We start from the raw sequence: 19,135 nt of genomic DNA, 5'->3' as shown, positions 1-19,135 counted from the left end.
TGTCAACCTAACTTTCGCTTAACCTGCATTTGCGGCTTGTCCTGTTTGTCAGCGTTGAAGCGGGTGTTAGAAGTGATTATTTTTTATTTATAAAACAAAACAATGAATTGAAAAGTAAATAATTATATATCCTATATCTTTCAGAATAAAACATATTGATCTTTGAAAAATTCATCGATGTACTCATCAAATATAATCTTTTTTCTTTTTCATCATAAAGATATGCATTAAAGGTTGCTGAATTACTTTCCGGGTCACTACCGAAAGCAATAATATATTTATCGGCTCCACAATTCCATAAAATTCCTTCACGCTCCAACTCTATTGACTGCCAATTATTTGGATGTCTGTTTTTATAATATCCTTGGTTCATCGCAATATCCAAATCTTCTCTCTTTACTCCATTTTTCTCATAGAAATTAATTGTTATTGAGTTTGTACCACCGCCGTAAATCAGAAAAAATTTATCTTCGGAAGTCTTTTCTTTTTGACTAAAAGAAATTTGATTCCAATCATTATCAAAGAGCAGCATACCGAATTTATTATTAAACACACCCGCTTCTCTAAAATTGAATAAATTTATATTCTCATCAAATTCCTTATCATCATAATTATATCTCCATACTTCTTTTTCTGATGTCTTTTCTTTTTCTAATTTTGAATCAATTTTCTTTACTATTGCTTTTGAAAATGATGAGTCAATTTTATTGGATTTTATATATTGTTTTAATTGCTGTTGTATCTTGGCATTTCGTGTATTTCTAAAAAAACTTTCAAGTAGTAGACTATTTATCGTTTCTTTTCCAATATTATTTCGATATATTTTATCGAAAGTTAAATCATCTACTACACGTTTGCCGGCATCCCATTGTGAAAGGTAATTCTTCATACTAAAATAAGTCTGCATTTCTTCTGTTGATGGAATATAAAAAAAATATTTATTATCTTCAGAAAACAGGCAATTAACTGAAAAAAATAAAACAATCACCAATACTACTTTTCTCATTCTTTTCTCCTCGCACCGTTAGGTGTCGTTCTAACATATATTAGATTTATTAATATATTACATAAAAAAATCAGTTTTTTCAAGCAATAAAAAACATTTTACCTCACCCTTACGAATGCACATACTGTATTTCAATCTATCATTTCCGTCTTGTTAAAATGTCTCCAGCTGCATTTCAAGTTCATTCTTTTTTTCACCGCACAGTTCTTTGACAATCTTTCCGCCGGATAAAATCAGTACACGCGAACAGATTGTTTTGATAAACTCAATATCATGGGTGATAACGATAACAGTCTTTTTATCGTCAGCCAGCTGCTTGATTATGCGACCTGCCTCTTGCATGCTTTTAAGATCAAGCCCGCTGGTGGGTTCATCAAAGATAAGGATGTCCTTTCCGCACAGTACACTGACCGCTACTGCAAGCCGCTGTTTTTGTCCGCCGGAAAGGGAAAGAGGATGCCTCTCTTTTAGCCGGTTAAGCGAGAGTTCCGTTAACACTTCATCGATAGTGGGATCCGGCAAGTCTTTGATACCTAATCGGCATTCAGCATATACGCTGTCCGTAAAAAGCTGATGACCAACATCCTGCATCACCATATATGAACGCTCTCTCCGCATTTTTCTCGATAGGGGGTTGCCGTCAAAAGATATGCTTCCCGCTGCTTCTTGTGTAAGACCGCATAGCGTACGCGCCAATGTCGTTTTCCCCGCTCCATTTTCTCCCGTTATTGCAATAATCTCTCCTCCTGTTGTAGAAAACGAAATATCTTGCAGGACGGATGTATGCCCCAATTTGACGGTAATATCTTTTACTGCAAAGGTATGCCCGCCGAAAGATACGCTTACATCGGGAGATACATTTACAGTCTCAGCTTTAACATCAGCAAGATTTCTACAGCGCAATTTCATACTTTTTATCTGTACTTCAGTAAGATCAACAAATGTTTTAATATCCATATCATGAGCAATCTTTCCATTTTCCATAAAAATCACCCGATCAGCTATATCCATCAAATACCATATCCGATGTTCGGCAATGACAATAGTCTTTCCCTGTAATTTGATTTTTTTAATCAGTTCGCTCAGTTCTTTGATAGAATGATAATCCATATTAGACGAAGGTTCATCCAACACAAATATTTCAGGCTCGGCAGCATACACTGAAGCAAATGCGATCTTTTGTTTTTCTCCTCCAGAAAGTTCAAAGATGCTGCGTTCGCGCAAATTTTGTATCTGTAAATCCTCGGTAACTTTTTCAAGACGGCTCAGTAATTGCTCCGGAGGAAGGCCTCGGTTTTCCAAACCGAATACGATTTCACTATCGGTATCGGTATTAAAAAACTGTGTTCTTGGATTTTGAAAGACTGTACCGACGCTATCGGAAAGGTGCGCAATATCCGCTTCCGCACTGTTCATTCCATTTATAATTGCTTCTCCGGAAAATTCACCTTCAAAAAAATGGGGAATTAAACCGTTAATTAACCGAGTCAATGTTGTTTTACCGCAGCCTGAACCGCCGCAGAGCAGCACGCATTGCCCTTTCGGGATATGCAGAGATATATCATACAAATTATTTTCTTTTGTTCCCTTATAAGAAAAAGAAATATTCCGTAAAGTAATCAAGGAAGAACCGCTCCTTTTACAGTATTAAAAATGATAAGCACAACAAGACTCGAGTAAAGAATGAGCAGCAGTGCATCCCTCATCCGGAACCGTATGTTTTCAAGACAGCTCCTCCGTTCAAGATGATCTATTCCCCGAGTAATAGCAGCCTGTGTTATCTCGTCGGATATTTTTGACGCTGACACAAGCATCGGTACATACACATATTCCATTGTCCGTACCGGATGAAAAAGCAATCCTGCAGGAGATGCCGATATGCCCCTCAAGGACATCGCATCCTTGATAAAACCCCATTCTTCCGTCATTGTCGGAAAATAGCGCAGCGTGATCGATAATGCAATGGTAAAACCTTTCGGCAGGTGTAAGCGGCTGATTGCCGCCAAGAAAGTACTTACCTTGGTTGTCCGGATGAGAAGGGAACCAAGCATAAAACACGGAATGAGTTTGCGTATGTATACAGCAAACATATAGAGAATGCCGCCTGCCGTTACCGGGAGGTGCGGCACTAGCAGCATCGGCAGTGCCAGCAAAATGATAAAGGCCGCACCGCTTTTAAATGCAAGCCGAATATGTTTTGCCTGTAAGAGCAGCAAAAAGGGGATAAATATAAAAGCACCTTCTATCAGCGTACTCTCATTCAAAAAAACCGATACACTCGTAATTGCAAGAATGAGTAATTTGGTGCGGGGATCCAAAAACATTTACACAATTCCCGCTTTTTCAAAATGTTTTTTCAGCAATTTTTTTCCGATCATTCCGCCGATTATTGCACACACAACCGTTCCCGCTATCATTGCCGGAACCACCCATCGGTTAGCACCGATTGCGTTAATGACTTCGGCAAAAGATGAAAAGTCTCCTTTTTTGCGCATAAACGCATCAAACTGAGCGGGCATCACTGCCATCGGTATATACGCCCCAATCGGTGCAAGCGCAAAAATACAATACGCCGTAAGGTTTTTCTTAAAAGATTTAAACTCGCCGAAAGATGCAATACCGTCTGCAATAAAACCGAAGATGATAAAAAAGACCGACATCATCCAAAACATTCCGGTAATAAAGAGCAACAATCCTGCTAAAATCCCCAAAATCGAAATTGCACCTCGTTTTGGAATTTTTGCGATATATAGCATAAAAATACTGCCCGCAAACAATGCGACAATCATCGGCATAAACGGAAACGTAACCGGCGTCATCTGTGCAACACCGCCGATGATAAAAGCAGCCGCAAAATAAACAAGCGAGAAAACGCCGATAGAAATAAAATCCTTGGTCTGTAATGTGTTAGTTTTTTTGTTTTTCATATTCTCCTTATATCAGCTTTAAAAGCCCCTCCCATCCCGAATTAAAGAAAACGGCGATTTCTTCTACATATCCCATCGCCTGTTCTCTTGTCATGTCATGCACGACGGTTTCAAATACTGCGGTAAAATAGGCACTTGTAATCATGTGATGAAGTTCATGGCTGATGCTCCCTTTGATTTTTCCCTTTTCCCGCAATAGCCGGTAATATGTTTCGGTACGCTCCACATCAAGTTCCACCAGATCATGGATATAATTTGCATATTTTGTGCCTTCCGCGCCGCAAAGTACCAGCTTAAATTCGTCAAAACGGTCATACACGTAATTTACAAAGTGCCGTAAATATTCTGTCGATAAATCTCGGCTTTCCGCCGTACGCTCTTGAGGAATCAATTCAAAGTGTGCCTCTTGGGCCGCCTTAAATTGCTCGACCAAGCCGTCTGCCGCTTCGGAAACAAGGGCTTCAAACAAAGCCGCCTTATCCGCGTAATACCGAAAAATTGCACCGGTCGTTAAACCCGCTTTCTTTGCAATCGTGCGGACAGAGGCAGCGTTATAGCCTTTTTCCAAAAACTCCCGCTTAGCCGTATCCAAAATCAATTGTTTGGTATCTTCTCTTTTGCCCATAAACGAACCGCCTTCCACTAAAAAATAGCAACGCTATTTTATTCAGTATACATAATTTCTTTTTGGCTGTCAAGGATTCGTTTTTTTTAATTCTCCATTGTTTCAGTGACGCTTTCTGTCTGTGCAAGAGTCTGTATCCGATTGATTGTGCTTGCTGTTTCAGTAATGTTGGAAGCAAGCTCATTACCCATTTGCTGCATCTTGGCGATGTTTGTATCGAATAGCTTTACAGAATCTCCTATTTTGAGGATGGTGCTATTAAAATGAGTAGAAAGATAAGATATTTCTTTTTTTCTTTTTATCGGCCTTACTATCGTACGGGTTAGTACAATAGTAATAATGATTAACACTACAACCATCAAAAACCATAAAATTCTCATAGCATTTTTTAATGTCTGTATGCTGTCTGCTAATTCATGGACAGATGCTTTTGCAATATAGAATGCTGCGGCTCCCAGTATAAAACCTGCAATCAAAACCAATATACCGAAAAAAATAACAAGTTTATTCAAAATAGAAAAACCCGCCTCGCTTCGGTGATCTTTTAAGTTTACCATAATAGGCTCCCAGTCTCATTTAGAGTATTTTGATTACGATTTATAAATAGTATGCTTATAAAATATACAGTTAAGATATGATTGTATAAGATATCAAATTTCCAATTTTTTTTCAAGCAGTTAAGATAAAAAATAAAAATTTATCAATAAGAAATGATTGCCTATATAAAATTAAGAATTTATCCTCATTTATTTACTAATTTTAAGTTTTTTTGTATTATTTAGGCCTTAGATTTTTAATCTAAGAGGGAGACTCTATGAGACTTATCATCAAAAATAATTATGAAGATTGTTCAAAATGGACTGCCGATTATATCTGCAATAAAATTATCGAATTTAAACCTACAAAAGAAAAGCCCTTTGTTTTAGGACTTCCGACGGGTTCTACTCCCTTAGGGGTTTATAAGGAACTTATAAAAAAGCATAAAGAAGGTATTCTATCCTTTAAGCATGTAGTTACCTTTAATATGGATGAATATGTAGGCTTGGAAGCCTCCCATCCTCAAAGCTATCATTATTTTATGATGGATAATTTTTTTAATCACATCGACATTGAGCCTAAAAACATTCACATATTAAACGGAATGACCAAAGATAAAAAAAAGGAATGCGAGGACTACGAAAAGGCTATCCGCTCTTACGGGAAAATCCATTTATTTTTAGGCGGAATAGGGGCAGACGGACACATAGCTTTTAATGAGCCATATTCTTCATTAACCTCCCGCACAAGAGAAAAAACCTTAACGCGGGATACCATCATAATGAATTCACGCTTTTTTGAGGGAAATGAAGCCCTTGTTCCAAAGACAGCCTTGACTGTTGGCATCGGCACGATTATGGATGCCGAAGAAGTTCTTATAATGGCAACAGGGCACGCTAAGGCTGAGGCTGTTCATCAAGCAGTCGAAGGAGGGGTAAGCCATGTTTGGACTGTAAGCGCTTTACAACTTCATCCTAAATCCATTATAATCTGCGATGATGCTGCAACAGATGAACTTAAAGTAAAAACCGTAAAATATTTTTTGGATATAGAAAAAGGAAAATAGAAACTAATGTATCAAGAAAACAAACACAGGCTTCAAACTATTTCGTTCTTTGTATTACTTGCAGGAATGTTGATTCTTGTGGGTAAATTATTTTTGCCCTATGCAAGCGTTTTATTATGGTCGGCAGTAATTTATGTTTTGGTAAGGCCCCTATATAATAAGATACTATCTAGGATGAATAAAGAGAAAAAAACTTTCCCGATAAAGAAAAGATTGCTTGCAGGCAGTTTTGCAATAATAACGGTTCTTGTTGTGGCCGGTGTTTTGTTTTTTGTGGTGATAAAAATATTCGGTCAAGGGAAAATTCTTGTTCAAAATATTCAGAGCTTTTTAGAAAACATAAATAATTCTGAATCGGGCTTTTCAAAAACCGATATAGCCGCAATTGTAAACCGCTTATCTATGGGGACGGTGGATATTTCCAATCTTGATTTGCAAAAAGAATTTTTAAACCTTTTATCTTCTTCTTCTGATAAAATATTGCGGTATGCAACAAGCCTTGTAAAAAATGCCGGTTCGTTTTTTTTGTCTCTTGTTTTCTTTGCCTTTGCCCTTTACTTTTTTTATGTAGACGGAGCTTATCTTTTTAGTTTATTAAAACATGCCATTCCTATAGATAATGAAACATCAAATAAACTTTTTTCTAAAATAGGCGAAATTACAACCAATCTTTTTAAGGGGCTTTTTTTGGTCTCGTTTTACCAATGTCTTGCATCTTTTATAGTTTATTTTATATTTGGTGTACAAAGCGCTCTATTACTTGCAATTCTAACCTTTTTTAGTTCATTTTTACCCCTTGTCGGCTGCGGCTTAATTTGGTTTCCTGTAGGTGTCGGATTATGCTTTACGGACGGTCTTGTAAAGGGGCTTATCTTTTTGGTTGTTGCAGGTTCGATAATCAGTTTTATGGATAACTTTCTACGCCCATTCTTCTTAAAAGACAGAATAAAGATACATCCTCTTTTAATCTTTTTTTCAATGCTGGGCGGAGTCAGTATGTTTTCATTTGACGGTATTATTTTAGGGCCGATGATTGTAATCTTATTCTTTACGATTTTAGATATGGCCTTGGATATAGAAGAAAAAAAAGAAAATGACGATGACAGTTTTGAGCATTTAGTATAAGGAGTTGAGAGAGATTTATGATAACGGAAAAAACTATTTTGCCTCATAAGGCCTTGTTTAATGAAAATGGAGATATAGAAACTCACAAGCGTAAGATGATTGGCGGAAACACCACCAACCTAAACGATTTTAACAATATGAAGTATTCATGGGCCAGTGATTGGTACCGTCAGGCTATGAATAATTTTTGGATACCCGAAGAAATAAATATGACTACCGACGTACAGGACTACCGAAAATTATCTGTTCCCGAAAAAACAGCCTACGATAAAATTCTTTCTTTTTTAATTTTCTTGGACAGTATTCAGACAGCAAACCTTCCCAATGTCGGCCAATATGTAACAGCCAACGAAGTGAATCTATGCCTTACCATTCAAGCCTTTCAAGAAGCCGTTCATTCACAAAGCTACAGTTATATGCTCGACACAATTTGTTCTCCTGAAGAAAGAACTGAAATCTTATACCAATGGAAAGATGATGAACATCTTTTACGCAGAAATAAATTTATCGGCGATTTATACAACGAATTTCAAACCGACAAGAGTGCTCTTGCCTTTTTAAAGGTCTGCATTGCAAACTATATTTTGGAAGGTGTCTATTTTTATTCCGGTTTTATGTTCTTTTATAATTTGGGAAGAAACAATAAGATGCCCGGTTCGGTGCAGGAAATCCGTTATATCAACCGAGATGAAAATACGCATCTCTGGCTTTTCCGCTCGATGATACAGGAACTTCAAAAAGAAGAGCCGCAGCTATTTACTCCGCAAAATGTCGAACTTTTTAGGGGAATGATAAAAGAAGGCTGTGAACAAGAAATAGCTTGGGGAAATTATGTTATAGGAAACGATATTCCCGGGCTTAACAGTCAGATGATTACGGACTATATTCAATATTTGGGAAACCTCAGATGCGAAAACCTCGGCTTTGCACCCATTTATGACGGGCATAGGGAAGAACCTCAATCTATGAGCTGGGTCAGCCAGTACAGCAATGCGAATCTGATTAAGACCGACTTCTTTGAAGCTAAATCTACAGCCTATGCAAAATCATCTGCGATGGTAGATGACTTATAAATTAAAATAAGGTTTGAACCTTTTACTCTTTTGCGGCGATATTAGTATGAGTTTTTTTATGGATGGAAAAATATTTTTTGTTTCACTTATTACTGTTATTATTACAGTATCTACTTTTGCGCTTGCTGCCCGCATCCTTATTGCATATTGGATTTATAAAGATGCACAAGAAAGAAATGACGAACCATTGATTTGGGTTTTAATTGTATTTTTTCTATCGGCAGTGCTTGGACTTGTTCTTTATCTTGTAGCGGCCCGAAAAAGCAAGAGGATAAAATGCACCTCATGCGGATTTATTCAAGCTGCCGGAATACCGTTTTGCGGCAGCTGCGGTAAACAGATGCCTCATCTTTCGGATGCTGTAAATAAAAGAAACAAAGCAAATCTATGGCCTCTTATTGCTGCCGCCGTTTTAACTCTTTTGAATTTGATCCTTTCGATTATCTTATCTATTTATATTTTTAAATCGGCCATAGACGGCGAAATCGAAAATTTCTTTCCTGATACAAATATAGCCATTATGCAGACCCAAACTAATTTTAATAATCTATGGAAGGCTAAATTTAAATATAAAACTTCCGAGAATATCACTACCTTTACAATAAAGGAAGGTAAAAACTTAAAATGTTTATGGAATATAGATTCAGGAGATATTTCAGTAGAAATAAGTTTTGGTAATAAGTTAATCACATTTTTTGATAATAATAAAGACGGAAATATATTAAATACCGAAATTGATATGTCCGATTATGCAGGTAAAAGAATTGACCTCAAAATCAAATGCAGCAAAGCATCCGGTTCTTTTGAATTTAATGCGCGCTAGATTGATACTAAAAATATAATTTAATAACAGTAAAAGCTTCTCCCGCTTGCAAAATATAAATCTCACAAGACAGCCGAAATAAAAGCAGCCTTGTGAGATGGAAACAACTTATGCACTCAATGGTTTATCTTGAGGGCTTAAATCTTTTTTAAAAAGTTTAATCACTATAAATGCAGATAAAACCATAACCAGCGTGTCTACTATCGGGCTTGAAATCCAAACTCCCCGTGTTCCAAAAAACAGTGGGAGAATTAATACGGCCGGAATATAAAGTAAAAACTGGCGGGCAATTACTAATATACCTGCGTACTTCGCTTTACCTAAAGCTTGAAAAAGGGTTAAATTGATAATCATAATTGCAGATAATGGAAATAAAGAAATAGCAAGCATTGCATTCGTTCTTCCTAAAGATATAAGCTCCTTATTTTTCAAAAATAGCCCCAAAACCTGTTCAGGCATCATTAAAAATGCCAACCAAAATATCAGTGATAAAAATAATCCGAAGCCGTAAAAAAGAAATGTTCCTTTTTTTACCCTGTCGAGTTTTTGTGCTCCGAAATTGGTTCCTGCAAAGGGCTGATAGCCCTGACTTATCCCCCAAAGAGGAATAAAGGACAACATTAGATATCTAAAAAAAGCACCCATTAAAATTACTTGATCTTCTCCGCCGTATCTTTTTAATGTAGAATACATAACAGCCTGCTGTAAAAGAGCAAAGACTTGCATCAACATTGCAGAAAAACCTATTGAAAGGGTCTCTTTTACGATACTTTTTTGAAGCTTAAAGTGTTTGAATTTAACGTTTTTGCTGAAGAATGCGAAGTAACAAAAATTACAAATTGCAAGAACCACTTGAGATATTACGGTTGCTATAGCAGCGCCTTCAAGTCCCTTTTTTAAAACAATTACAAAGACTGCATCCAAAATAATATTTAGTACGGCACTTATTCCCATCAAAAGCATGGCAAGACCCATTCGGCCTTCTCCTCTCATAACCATGTTGGCTGCTTGACCGAAGTTTACAAAGACTGAACCGATATATACAATCCGCAGATAGCTTACTCCCAATCGGAGCATTTCTCCTTCCGCTCCTATAAGAATCAAAAGTTGAGGTGCAAAAATTAATCCGATTGTCATAGTTCCCAATGAAAAAAGAAGAGTCAACAAAAGGACGTTTCCCATAATGGAATCAACGGTTTCTTGGTCGCTTCTTCCTACCGCCCGCGAAAGAACCGAAGCGGATCCTATACCTACTAAAACGGCAATGCCGTTATTTATCAGTGTAAATGTATAGGCTAAACTGACTGCTCCTAAAGCTACGCTGCTTACATATCTTCCTACGAATATTGCATCCACAAAGCTGTATAAGCTGATTACAAACATTCCGATAATGCCCGGGATACTGAGCTCAAGCATCAACTTGAACATATTACCTGAAATCAAATGTTCTCTTTTATCCGTCATAAGAACCTCCATAACTGACGAAGTCGTCAGTTATATTATATAAAAAGAGAAAATAAAGTCAATAGCAGCTAACTAATTTTTTTATTCGATTGTAAAGCTTTTTTTTACACAAGAATAGAGAAAGTCGTGGAGCTCTCTTTTTCCCTCATCAAAAACAGTTTTGTCTTCAAAGAGTTCATAGATTATAAGGATTCCGTTAAAAAGACGGGAGTAGAGCCGTCCTGTTTTGTTTGTTTTATACTTTATTTTTTTACCTTCAAAAGTCCCTTCTTTAAACAAATGTTCCAGATTTTCGTTTATAAACTTATGAGCTTGATTTTCAAGTTTCCAAAAAAGAGTCTCATATTCTTTGTCATATAGAATTTCGGCAAGAAACATTAGATAAAGCCGTTTTTCGGGAACATTATCAAATAGTTTTGCTTCTAAAGCGAGGGTTACAATTTCGTAAGGGTCATCAATTTTTTTTGCAGAACTAAAGATTTCTTCGTTGCGTCTATATCGAAAATAGTTTCCTTCCTGCATTATGGCAAACATTATAGCCTTCGTACTTTTAAAGTACTGATAAACCCCTCCCTTTGAAAGGCTTGTAGCGGCAACAATATCTTCCATCGTAGTATTATGAAAGCCCTTTTTTAAAAACACCTTTTTTGCCGCTTCCGTTATCTCATACGTCCGCTCTTCTTTTGTTTTCCGTTTAAATTTAGCCATATCTATATTATAAGGAAAAAGTAAAAAAAAGGAAGGCCTATTATAAATGAATATTCTATATTATTTTATATATGATTACAATCAAGGGGAACCTCAAAAACTGAAATTTTTCGAGGTTCCATTAAGCATTCTGCTTGGTTGCCATCTTAAATTACACAACTCTCAAACTGTTGAAAAGAGCGAGGGCTATGACCAATGTTTGAGATCCATCTTAAATTACACAACTCTCAAACTATCGCTTAACAATATTGAAATTATCGATGGTTTGAGATCCATCTTAAATTACACAACTCTCAAACAACAATCAATCTTTTTACTTCAAAATACTGGTTTGAGATCCATCTTAAATTACACAACTCTCAAACCCCATTGCCAGCATTCTTTGATACATCTGGGTTTGAGATCCATCTTAAATTACACAACTCTCAAACTCTTGTTCGGGATAGTATCATCCCATGAAGGTTTGAGATCCATCTTAAATTACACAACTCTCAAACCAAAAGTTGATTCAGCTCTGCTGTCAACTTGTTTGAGATCCATCTTAAATTACACAACTCTCAAACAGTAGGTTTAGTGGGAGTTGTAGGTGTTGAGTTTGAGATCCATCTTAAATTACACAACTCTCAAACAAACTTGATGATGACGAAAAGCTGATACGGTTTGAGATCCATCTTAAATTACACAACTCTCAAACTGTTTGTAGAATACCTGCAATTCTTAGCGGTTTGAGATCCATCTTAAATTACACAACTCTCAAACATGTTAACACCATTACTACTAACTCTAAAAGTTTGAGATCCATCTTAAATTACACAACTCTCAAACCCTGAGATACTAAGATCTATTTTTTTTAAAGTTTGAGATCCATCTTAAATTACACAACTCTCAAACATAGACCGGGTGGTTTTGAGTTTAACTGCGGTTTGAGATCCATCTTAAATTACACAACTCTCAAACTAAAGCCCATTCTTTTCCAATTCCTTGACTGTTTGAGATCCATCTTAAATTACACAACTCTCAAACTGAGATTTTTGAAATATTTTAAGAAATTAAGTTTGAGATCCATCTTAAATTACACAACTCTCAAACCCACCTCTTTATCTTCATAAAATAAATCTTGGTTTGAGATCCATCTTAAATTACACAACTCTCAAACAGCTGCGAGTAAATTTCGATAATGTCATCGTTTGAGATCCATCTTAAATTACACAACTCTCAAACATCCTCTATGAAATTAAACGAAGAACAAATGTTTGAGATCCATCTTAAATTACACAACTCTCAAACACGCGATGTTGCTAATCAAAATTTTGAATTGTTTGAGATCCATCTTAAATTACACAACTCTCAAACTCTTAGGATTACTATCTCTTTTGGGGTCTCGTTTGAGATCCATCTTAAATTACACAACTCTCAAACATGTTCCAGCGTCTACAATATCAGCTTTTAGTTTGAGATCCATCTTAAATTACACAACTCTCAAACATGACCGATTGCATTTTGATATTACCAAGCGTTTGAGATCCATCTTAAATTACACAACTCTCAAACGTCAGATATGGCGTAGCTGGAGAGCCTATCACACTATTGATAGCGGTAGTCTAATATGATTACTTTTTAATGCTACCATGAGAAGTATTTATTGTCAATATATTTCGCAAAGGTCCTTATCAATAATATATGATTTTTCACAATCTTCTTTTGTAGATGTGTATGCCCCCTCGATTAAAAATAGATTTGTTTTTATATAGTGGGCAAATTTATATAACTCGGATAAGTCTTTGAAATTTAAGAACTGTTTTAGGTTTATAAAAATAAAGCATTTTATTTGATTTAATTCCACAGAAGCGCTTATATAATCTATAATTTTTTCAAGTAAATTTTTATATTCTGTTTCAAAAGAGATATTAACAGCTTTAAATATACTGATCAAATCAAGTTCTTCACTCCGTTTTAGAGGTATATCCAAAGAAAGAAGAATATCGTCTATATGTTTTAATATTTCGCTTTTCATGGTGCATGTTTTTAGGTAATTATATTCATCGGAAATGCTTTGTTTTAAGATCGAATAAATTTTGTTCAGATTTTGTTTATTATTTATATCGAGATTTATAGGATTTAGTATCAGCTCACATGTTTTTGGTATAGAAAGCTCTTTATTATCTTCTGATAATATGAATTTGCCCTCATTACCTGAATATTGACTAAAAAACTCCGATACAAATTCGGTAAAAAAAGTTTTATTTTCTATAGTTAAAACATTAACTTTATTTTCCAAAAATATTATTTGATTTTTAATGTCAGGATGTACCAGTTTCATAGAACAACAAGCCTTTCATCGGTATTTAAGTATTCTGTTTTAGATTCTCCAATAATAATTTCCATCTTTGCATATTGTTTTTCGGTAACGGTTAATATTTCAACCAGGCCTTCGGGAGGTTTATTCTTCTCTATACTTTTTACAATAGAGTCTCTATTTGTAAGATTTAAAACCAATTTTGAATAAACCGACTTTTGCTGCATAATAAAGCCTGATTTAATTAGATACTTCCTAAAAACCGCATAATTATGCCTATTTTCAGGTGTTATTACGGGTAAATCAAAAAAAACGATGACTCTCATAAATCTATAACTCATTTCGGTAAAATTTAATTTGTGAAATATCCTTTTCATTTAGAGCGTCAAAAATACTGTGTACAAAAATTTCGATAGCTTTATTTAGGTAATGCTCTTTATTGTTTATGAGCACCTTTTTATTTATAACACTAACTATTTTTAGCTTTTCTTCATGTTCAAATTTTTGAGGATTAAGTTTAAAAACTTCTGCATCAACGAGAGGCCTAAAAGGCTCCATAAGGTCTGATCCGAGGTTAAAGGGATTAAACATATTATCATGAAAAATTCCCAGTTGTGTAATATAACCGTTTGCAGTTATTTCACGATTAAATGCAGAAAGTAAGATGCTGTATCCGTAATTTAAAGCTGCATTTATAGGAATATCCAAACTTCTGGAAAACCCTGCTCCAAATAAGGCTGCAAAATATACTTTTGCAGCATGAGCCTCCTTATTTGTTTTATCGTTAATGTCTATATCGGTAATATAGTCAGCCAGTAAACTTGCTTGCGGAAGATTCAGTTTTTCTAAGAGGTGTTTTTGCTGTCTTATTTTTTCTGTTACAACTTCAGTCCATACTAGTTGTTTGATATTCTTATCCCATTTTATTTGAAGCCTGATTTTTTCGCTGGTATCATGGCTGCCGTAATATCCTATCAATTCAGAAGCCGGATTTCTCTTTTCGTCACAAAAAATTACCTTAACCTTTTGTTTTATAAGCTCATTTAATAAGGCTGCGGTTATAGAAACCGCTGTCGTTTCAATGATTAAAACTGAAATTTCTTCAATAAAAACTTTTTGCGTTTTTTCACCCCGAACTACGAGATGATTTAAGTGTAAATCCAGCTTTGCCCTATTTGAAATAACAACGGTTCTCCAACTCATATCTTTAACAAATCAATCCTTTTTTCAAAAATACCTGTTATTGATTGGTAAATTAAAATACAGTTATCAAGACTGGATATTTTATTTCCTATCTTTGCAACCCCTGCATTTTTACTTCCGCCTATATGTTGTAAATCCGATACATTTCTTGTGGCAGAAAACAGTTTTAAAATCTCTAAAATAACTTCAAACTGATTTTCAATTATTAAAGATTTAAACTTTTCTTTTCCTTTGACTAAGATATCAATAGTTGCAGAGTTAGGTCTTTTTTTGTAAATAGTATCCTTATGTTTTGTTAAAAGCATATCATATATTTCCAAATTCTTCTTTTGAAGAAGGTCATAAAACTCCTTTTCTCCTATTTCATCAGCTTTTGTCTTTTTGCATAAATTTTCTTTGATATAAGATCTAAAAGATAAGTCTTCATAAGGAGAAATAGTTTTTTCCATCTTCTCTCTTTGCTTTCTTATTTCATTGAATCTTATGATTTTTTTAAAATAAAGAATTTCATCATTTGAACAGCAAAATTGAACTGCCGGACGCAGTAAGAAAGAATCATTGGTTTTTCCTGTTATGTGACAAGGGAACCCGTTAATTTTTAAGAGGGAGTTGATTTTTATTTTAGGAATTAAAATCTTAATTTCTTTTTTCCCTAGCTGGTCTGTTAAGTAACTCTTTAACCCATCTTTATTTTTTTGAATGTCCTTTACCAAATATAGAGGGATGGTTTCTAAGCTTCGTATCTTATTTCCTTTTTCTTCGTATTCTATAAGAGTATAATATGCAGCAGAGACTTTATTATAGCCCCCGTATTTTGAAATATTAGAAAAAGGACCTTCTTTTTTTAGAGGATGCTGGCCCAATCCTTTTTTCATAATGGTTTGATCAAAAAGGCCTCCTTTTTTGCAAGCGGCTTGGCGTGTATAAATAGGGGTATTTCTTTTAAGCATATCCTTCACAGTGATAATTGTTTTTCCTTTTTCCCATGCCGTAATATTATTTCTTTTTACATCATAATCAAAAACTTTATAATAATTGTAAGTATCGGCAATCTTTGGATTATCACGTTTCTCCTTTATAAAGTTCCAAGGATTATTTGTAAATTTTGTATTATATACATTTCCGACAACAATATTTAAATATGCATCATGAGCATGATGAAAATCGTTTATTTCTCTGCATTTTACAATATCGAATTTATTTCTAAACATTGATACAGTTTCAGCTTTAGAGTAAACAATCTTAGTTTCTGGAAACATTTTTTCTAATACTTTTGCAGCTACCTTGGTTGCCTGTCTTGTTTCTACAAGTTGTCTGGCAATGAATTTTGCCGTTTCGTCATCTGAGATTGGAGTAATCCTTGTTAACCTATTCAATTTTTCAAGACTTATAAAGTTATTTCTTTGTAAAAAATTCCAAAAGCCCCTTTGCTTTGATTGAATTTCAGACTTCAAAGGATATTTATCTTCCTTATTTTTATTGCAACTGCTGCATACTAAAACTCGATTGCTTATACTGTCATCTTTAATTTTGGATTGGGGATAAATATGATCTATATCATAGTTGCTTGTGTCAAATACATGGCCTATTTCAATCGGTTTACCGCAATACATACACTTTCCAAGCTGTGTGTAATAAAGATAAAGTTTATCGCTGCGAAGCCTTAAATTATCTTCATTTTCTATTTTACCTGAAAGATTTTTTATCTCGGAGCTAAATGCATCCGCATCATTTTTACAGTTACTGTACAAGTCCTGTAAAATTTTTAATCTTGTCTTAGTCCTCATAGGATCAAGCTCTGCTCCCTTTGCCATTTCGATAAATATTTTTTTAGGAGGGGCTTGGGTAATATGCGATATTTCTTTTACAAGTTTTAAAGTCTGCCACAACATTTTTTTTACCGATGGTGATAAAAACAAAGGCTTAACCAAACCGTCATATGAAAATTGTTTTTCAACATCTTCAAATCCCGAATTTATCTTTTTAATATTTTCAGTAAATTTAAATTCGCTGCTAAGCAGCTCCATTAAATTATTTTGAGTTTCCCGCATTGCAGTTATTATATTTACCGGTTCGCTAAAACCCGGCATTTCTGATGTGACGGTTTCAAAGAATTTGCGTGATAATCGGCCCCAACCCGAAAATTTAAGATTTAGAATTTTTTTGATCTGTTCATCAGAACAATATTTTCCATATTCGGCTTTTATTTTTGTTTTAAGTATTGTTTTACCTTCTCCTTCATCATAAATAGTAGCCCATCGTATAATTTCTTCAAGCATATTCTTTGTAGAAATTTCATCTACTTGCTTTCCGAATATGTTTTTAAGTTCTATATATGATTTTAACGAAGATGTACATTCTTTATCGATGCCTAGAATAATTACTTCATCCGTTTTATTGCAAATACCTTCGTGTTTGATAAAAATTGAAATCTGTTTTTGTGTAATTTTTTTATATTTTTTAAATAACTCTTCGTATATTTTTTGTTTTAGTTTAGTATCGCAGATATTTTTCCCGTCAATGATAATCTGTAAATTATTGATTTCATTTAAAACGGTATACTCGGAATATAAAAGAGAGTTTTTGGGTAAAACAGATTCTCCTATTAAATATGTGCAAAAATTGGTTCTGCTTGTAATAAATTCTTCAGCTGTTTTTTCTTTATCGATATGATCAAAAAAGTTCCACGGAGTAGTTTTATCGGAAGGCGATTTTTCTTTTTTTATTACCCAGCATCTATCGCGAAAAGATTTTTTATGGTTATCGTTTATAGGTCCAATATAATAGGGAATCTTAAATGTTAAAAGCATTATGATTTTTTCACTGTGAGATAAACCTTTTTCATCTTTTTGTTTTAAAAAAGAAAAATGTTTTTCCGCATTTGCTAATATTTTTTCCAGCTCCATCTTGCGTAATTGATAAGGAATCTCCGCATTGCTTTTAGATATCTGTTTAGGTAAAAAAGTCCCTGTTTCAATTTCAGCCAATATATCATTTACTTCCTTTATCTCGGATTTTGCTGAAAGGATAGTTTTTAAAAATTTGTAAAAATCTTCTTGATTTACAGAATTGTTTATAATTAGTTTTTTACTCTTGGTTTTACATACGCCTACATATCCGGAGTAATTGTTGTTATTTTTTTCGTTTTTATTGTATCCGAATACTTTTTTATAATCGTTTGAGAAATGCTTTTTTATAACATTTTTTAATTTAGTCAAATCGGTTTTATGCTTTTCATATATTTTTACCTTTGCAAAAGAAAGATACTGTTCATCTCCTATTACCTTGGAAAGAACCGAGCAGTTATATACAGACTTTGCTTTTAATAAAAGCTCAAAAGAATCTCCTAGAATGGAAGCAAGATCATCACTCAAAGCATCAAAATCATCTTTCGAAAAAGATATACTATTTTTCTCCGCATCCTTTAAATCCGGATTATCATAAAGATCGGCAAAGTTTATTTTGTTGCCTGATATTAAATTAGTAATAGCTTTCTTTTGCTTGTCGGAGGGCTTCAGTCCTAACATCTTATTAAGGCGGCTTTGTTTTTCGGAATTTTTTAAAGAGCTATCCTTTAAAATCTCTTTTACTTTTTGGCTATCGGCATCAATATCGACTTCCATATCTTCACGCAGATATTCAAAAAGGGCTTGTATAGAAGTATCAAACTGATTTTCCGAATCGAAATCGCCCTCGAATAAAAAATGACCTCTTTTTTTTATAATATTATGACAGGCTAAGTATAATAACCTTGGATCCGGCTTTACCTTGTTTTCAATCCAAGCCTTTATCAGATGGTTTATGGTAGGATAGGCTTTATGGTAGGTCTTATCGGTAAAATCTTTATCATTAAAAAGAGTGTTTTCCTGTAATATAGTCTTGTCTTCTGCATAGAAAGGGCTTTCCTTCATTCTTTGGAAAAATCCCTCATCTATTTTTGCAATTTCTTGGGAAAAAAGCTCTTGAAGCAGCTTTATTCTTTTTTTTCTTCTCTCAATACGGCGCCGAGCTCCTCTGTGAAGCCTTCTCGCTTCCGCAGTTTCCGCCGTCTCAAAACACCTCATTCCCCAAAGGTCTTTACGATTAGCCTTTAAGAGTTTATAGTCAGTATCAGTAACTGCCCAACCAACCGATCCGGTTCCTACATCCAATCCGAGAAAATAATCCTTAATTTCCTTTTTCATACCTTGACCATTCCTTTAAAAAGTATTATAATAACAGTATACACAATTTAGGATCCATCTTAAATTACACAACGAGTTCAAATAAGAATTCATCAAAA

General features: G+C 34.5%; 16 protein-coding genes and 1 CRISPR repeat array. Of the genes, 4 read left to right on the top strand and 12 right to left on the bottom strand.

Annotated elements, in window-relative coordinates; genetic code table 11:
• Positions 1-76: 76 nt before the first annotated feature.
• From HGJ18_RS11295 to HGJ18_RS11270, 6 genes are all read right to left on the bottom strand, one after another.
• Complete coding sequence (locus HGJ18_RS11295; RefSeq protein WP_253696575.1) at positions 77-1,006, bottom strand: hypothetical protein; 930 nt, start codon at positions 1,004-1,006, stop codon at positions 77-79.
• Between the two features lie 153 nt (positions 1,007-1,159).
• A complete protein-coding gene (locus HGJ18_RS11290) occupies positions 1,160-2,629 on the bottom strand; it encodes an ABC transporter ATP-binding protein (protein ID WP_253696573.1) in 1,470 nt (489 codons plus the stop codon).
• The gene (locus tag HGJ18_RS11285) at positions 2,626-3,330 is read right to left on the bottom strand and encodes an energy-coupling factor transporter transmembrane component T family protein (protein ID WP_253696571.1); all 705 of its coding nucleotides are present in this window, start codon (positions 3,328-3,330) and stop codon (positions 2,626-2,628) included. Before HGJ18_RS11285 ends, HGJ18_RS11290 begins: the two co-directional genes overlap by 4 nt.
• Positions 3,331-3,933 (bottom strand): MptD family putative ECF transporter S component, encoded by a 603-nt coding sequence (locus HGJ18_RS11280; protein WP_253696570.1) that lies wholly within the window; start codon positions 3,931-3,933, stop codon positions 3,331-3,333. It lies immediately after the preceding gene.
• Positions 3,934-3,940: 7 nt separating this feature from the next.
• Positions 3,941-4,558 carry a TetR/AcrR family transcriptional regulator gene (locus HGJ18_RS11275; RefSeq protein WP_253696568.1) on the bottom strand — a complete coding sequence of 206 codons (618 nt, stop codon included), beginning with the start codon at positions 4,556-4,558 and terminating at the stop codon, positions 3,941-3,943.
• 86 nt (positions 4,559-4,644) lie between these two features.
• Positions 4,645-5,115 (bottom strand): chemotaxis protein, encoded by a 471-nt coding sequence (locus tag HGJ18_RS11270; protein ID WP_253696567.1) that lies wholly within the window; start codon positions 5,113-5,115, stop codon positions 4,645-4,647.
• Between the two features lie 257 nt (positions 5,116-5,372).
• Between HGJ18_RS11270 and nagB the strand changes: the two genes are divergently transcribed.
• The 4 genes from nagB (at position 5,373) to HGJ18_RS11250 (ending at position 9,182) form a co-directional block, all read left to right on the top strand.
• Entirely contained in the window at positions 5,373-6,161 is a 789-nt protein-coding gene (gene nagB, locus HGJ18_RS11265) for a glucosamine-6-phosphate deaminase (protein ID WP_253696565.1), read from the top strand.
• 6 nt (positions 6,162-6,167) lie between these two features.
• The gene (locus HGJ18_RS11260) at positions 6,168-7,286 is read left to right on the top strand and encodes an AI-2E family transporter (RefSeq protein ID WP_253696564.1); all 1,119 of its coding nucleotides are present in this window, start codon (positions 6,168-6,170) and stop codon (positions 7,284-7,286) included.
• 17 nt (positions 7,287-7,303) lie between these two features.
• A complete protein-coding gene (locus HGJ18_RS11255; RefSeq protein ID WP_253696562.1) occupies positions 7,304-8,359 on the top strand; it encodes a ribonucleotide-diphosphate reductase subunit beta in 1,056 nt (351 codons plus the stop codon).
• 70 nt (positions 8,360-8,429) lie between these two features.
• A complete protein-coding gene (locus HGJ18_RS11250) occupies positions 8,430-9,182 on the top strand; it encodes a hypothetical protein (protein WP_366793620.1) in 753 nt (250 codons plus the stop codon).
• Between the two features lie 108 nt (positions 9,183-9,290).
• On the opposite strand, the gene HGJ18_RS11245 is transcribed toward HGJ18_RS11250, so the two are convergent.
• From HGJ18_RS11245 to cas9, 6 genes are all read right to left on the bottom strand, one after another.
• Complete coding sequence (locus HGJ18_RS11245; RefSeq protein ID WP_253696558.1) at positions 9,291-10,646, bottom strand: MATE family efflux transporter; 1,356 nt, start codon at positions 10,644-10,646, stop codon at positions 9,291-9,293.
• Positions 10,647-10,727: 81 nt separating this feature from the next.
• Complete coding sequence (locus HGJ18_RS11240) at positions 10,728-11,354, bottom strand: TetR/AcrR family transcriptional regulator (protein WP_253696556.1); 627 nt, start codon at positions 11,352-11,354, stop codon at positions 10,728-10,730.
• 132 nt (positions 11,355-11,486) lie between these two features.
• A CRISPR array of direct repeats spans positions 11,487-12,905; the repeat unit is 36 nt; unit sequence GTTTGAGATCCATCTTAAATTACACAACTCTCAAAC.
• 94 nt (positions 12,906-12,999) lie between these two features.
• Positions 13,000-13,674: a type II-A CRISPR-associated protein Csn2 gene (csn2, locus tag HGJ18_RS11235; RefSeq protein ID WP_253696554.1), complete on the bottom strand. Its 675-nt coding sequence runs from the start codon at positions 13,672-13,674 to the stop codon at positions 13,000-13,002.
• Positions 13,671-13,976 (bottom strand): CRISPR-associated endonuclease Cas2, encoded by a 306-nt coding sequence (gene cas2 / locus HGJ18_RS11230; protein ID WP_253696551.1) that lies wholly within the window; start codon positions 13,974-13,976, stop codon positions 13,671-13,673. Before cas2 ends, csn2 begins: the two co-directional genes overlap by 4 nt.
• Before the next feature lie 4 nt (positions 13,977-13,980).
• Positions 13,981-14,853 carry a type II CRISPR-associated endonuclease Cas1 gene (cas1, locus tag HGJ18_RS11225; RefSeq protein WP_253696549.1) on the bottom strand — a complete coding sequence of 291 codons (873 nt, stop codon included), beginning with the start codon at positions 14,851-14,853 and terminating at the stop codon, positions 13,981-13,983.
• Positions 14,850-19,037, bottom strand: a complete 4,188-nt coding sequence (gene cas9, locus HGJ18_RS11220; protein ID WP_253696541.1) for a type II CRISPR RNA-guided endonuclease Cas9 — start codon at positions 19,035-19,037, stop codon at positions 14,850-14,852. The genes cas1 and cas9 overlap by 4 nt, the downstream gene beginning before the upstream one ends.
• Between the last annotated feature and the right edge of the window lie 98 nt (positions 19,038-19,135).

Source organism: Treponema denticola, assembly GCF_024181405.1.
Taxonomy (GTDB): Bacteria; Spirochaetota; Spirochaetia; order Treponematales; family Treponemataceae; genus Treponema_B; species Treponema_B denticola_D.
Note: the sequence above shows the minus strand (reverse complement) of the source record. Positions and strands in the feature narration are given on the sequence as shown.

What these genes read in the sequence shown, in the direction of transcription:
- HGJ18_RS11285 (WP_253696571.1), bottom strand. Translation starts at nt 3,330, where the DNA reads ATGTTTTTGGATCCCCGCACCAAATTACTCATTCTTGCAATTACGAGT.
- HGJ18_RS11275 (WP_253696568.1), bottom strand. Translation starts at nt 4,558, where the DNA reads ATGGGCAAAAGAGAAGATACCAAACAATTGATTTTGGATACGGCTAAG.
- HGJ18_RS11240 (WP_253696556.1), bottom strand. Translation starts at nt 11,354, where the DNA reads ATGGCTAAATTTAAACGGAAAACAAAAGAAGAGCGGACGTATGAGATA.
- HGJ18_RS11295 (WP_253696575.1), bottom strand. Translation starts at nt 1,006, where the DNA reads ATGAGAAAAGTAGTATTGGTGATTGTTTTATTTTTTTCAGTTAATTGC.
- HGJ18_RS11270 (WP_253696567.1), bottom strand. Translation starts at nt 5,115, where the DNA reads ATGGTAAACTTAAAAGATCACCGAAGCGAGGCGGGTTTTTCTATTTTG.
- nagB (WP_253696565.1), top strand. Translation starts at nt 5,373, where the DNA reads ATGAGACTTATCATCAAAAATAATTATGAAGATTGTTCAAAATGGACT.
- csn2 (WP_253696554.1), bottom strand. Translation starts at nt 13,674, where the DNA reads ATGAAACTGGTACATCCTGACATTAAAAATCAAATAATATTTTTGGAA.
- cas1 (WP_253696549.1), bottom strand. Translation starts at nt 14,853, where the DNA reads ATGAGTTGGAGAACCGTTGTTATTTCAAATAGGGCAAAGCTGGATTTA.
- cas9 (WP_253696541.1), bottom strand. Translation starts at nt 19,037, where the DNA reads ATGAAAAAGGAAATTAAGGATTATTTTCTCGGATTGGATGTAGGAACC.
- cas2 (WP_253696551.1), bottom strand. Translation starts at nt 13,976, where the DNA reads ATGAGAGTCATCGTTTTTTTTGATTTACCCGTAATAACACCTGAAAAT.
- HGJ18_RS11260 (WP_253696564.1), top strand. Translation starts at nt 6,168, where the DNA reads ATGTATCAAGAAAACAAACACAGGCTTCAAACTATTTCGTTCTTTGTA.
- HGJ18_RS11280 (WP_253696570.1), bottom strand. Translation starts at nt 3,933, where the DNA reads ATGAAAAACAAAAAAACTAACACATTACAGACCAAGGATTTTATTTCT.
- HGJ18_RS11255 (WP_253696562.1), top strand. Translation starts at nt 7,304, where the DNA reads ATGATAACGGAAAAAACTATTTTGCCTCATAAGGCCTTGTTTAATGAA.
- HGJ18_RS11245 (WP_253696558.1), bottom strand. Translation starts at nt 10,646, where the DNA reads ATGACGGATAAAAGAGAACATTTGATTTCAGGTAATATGTTCAAGTTG.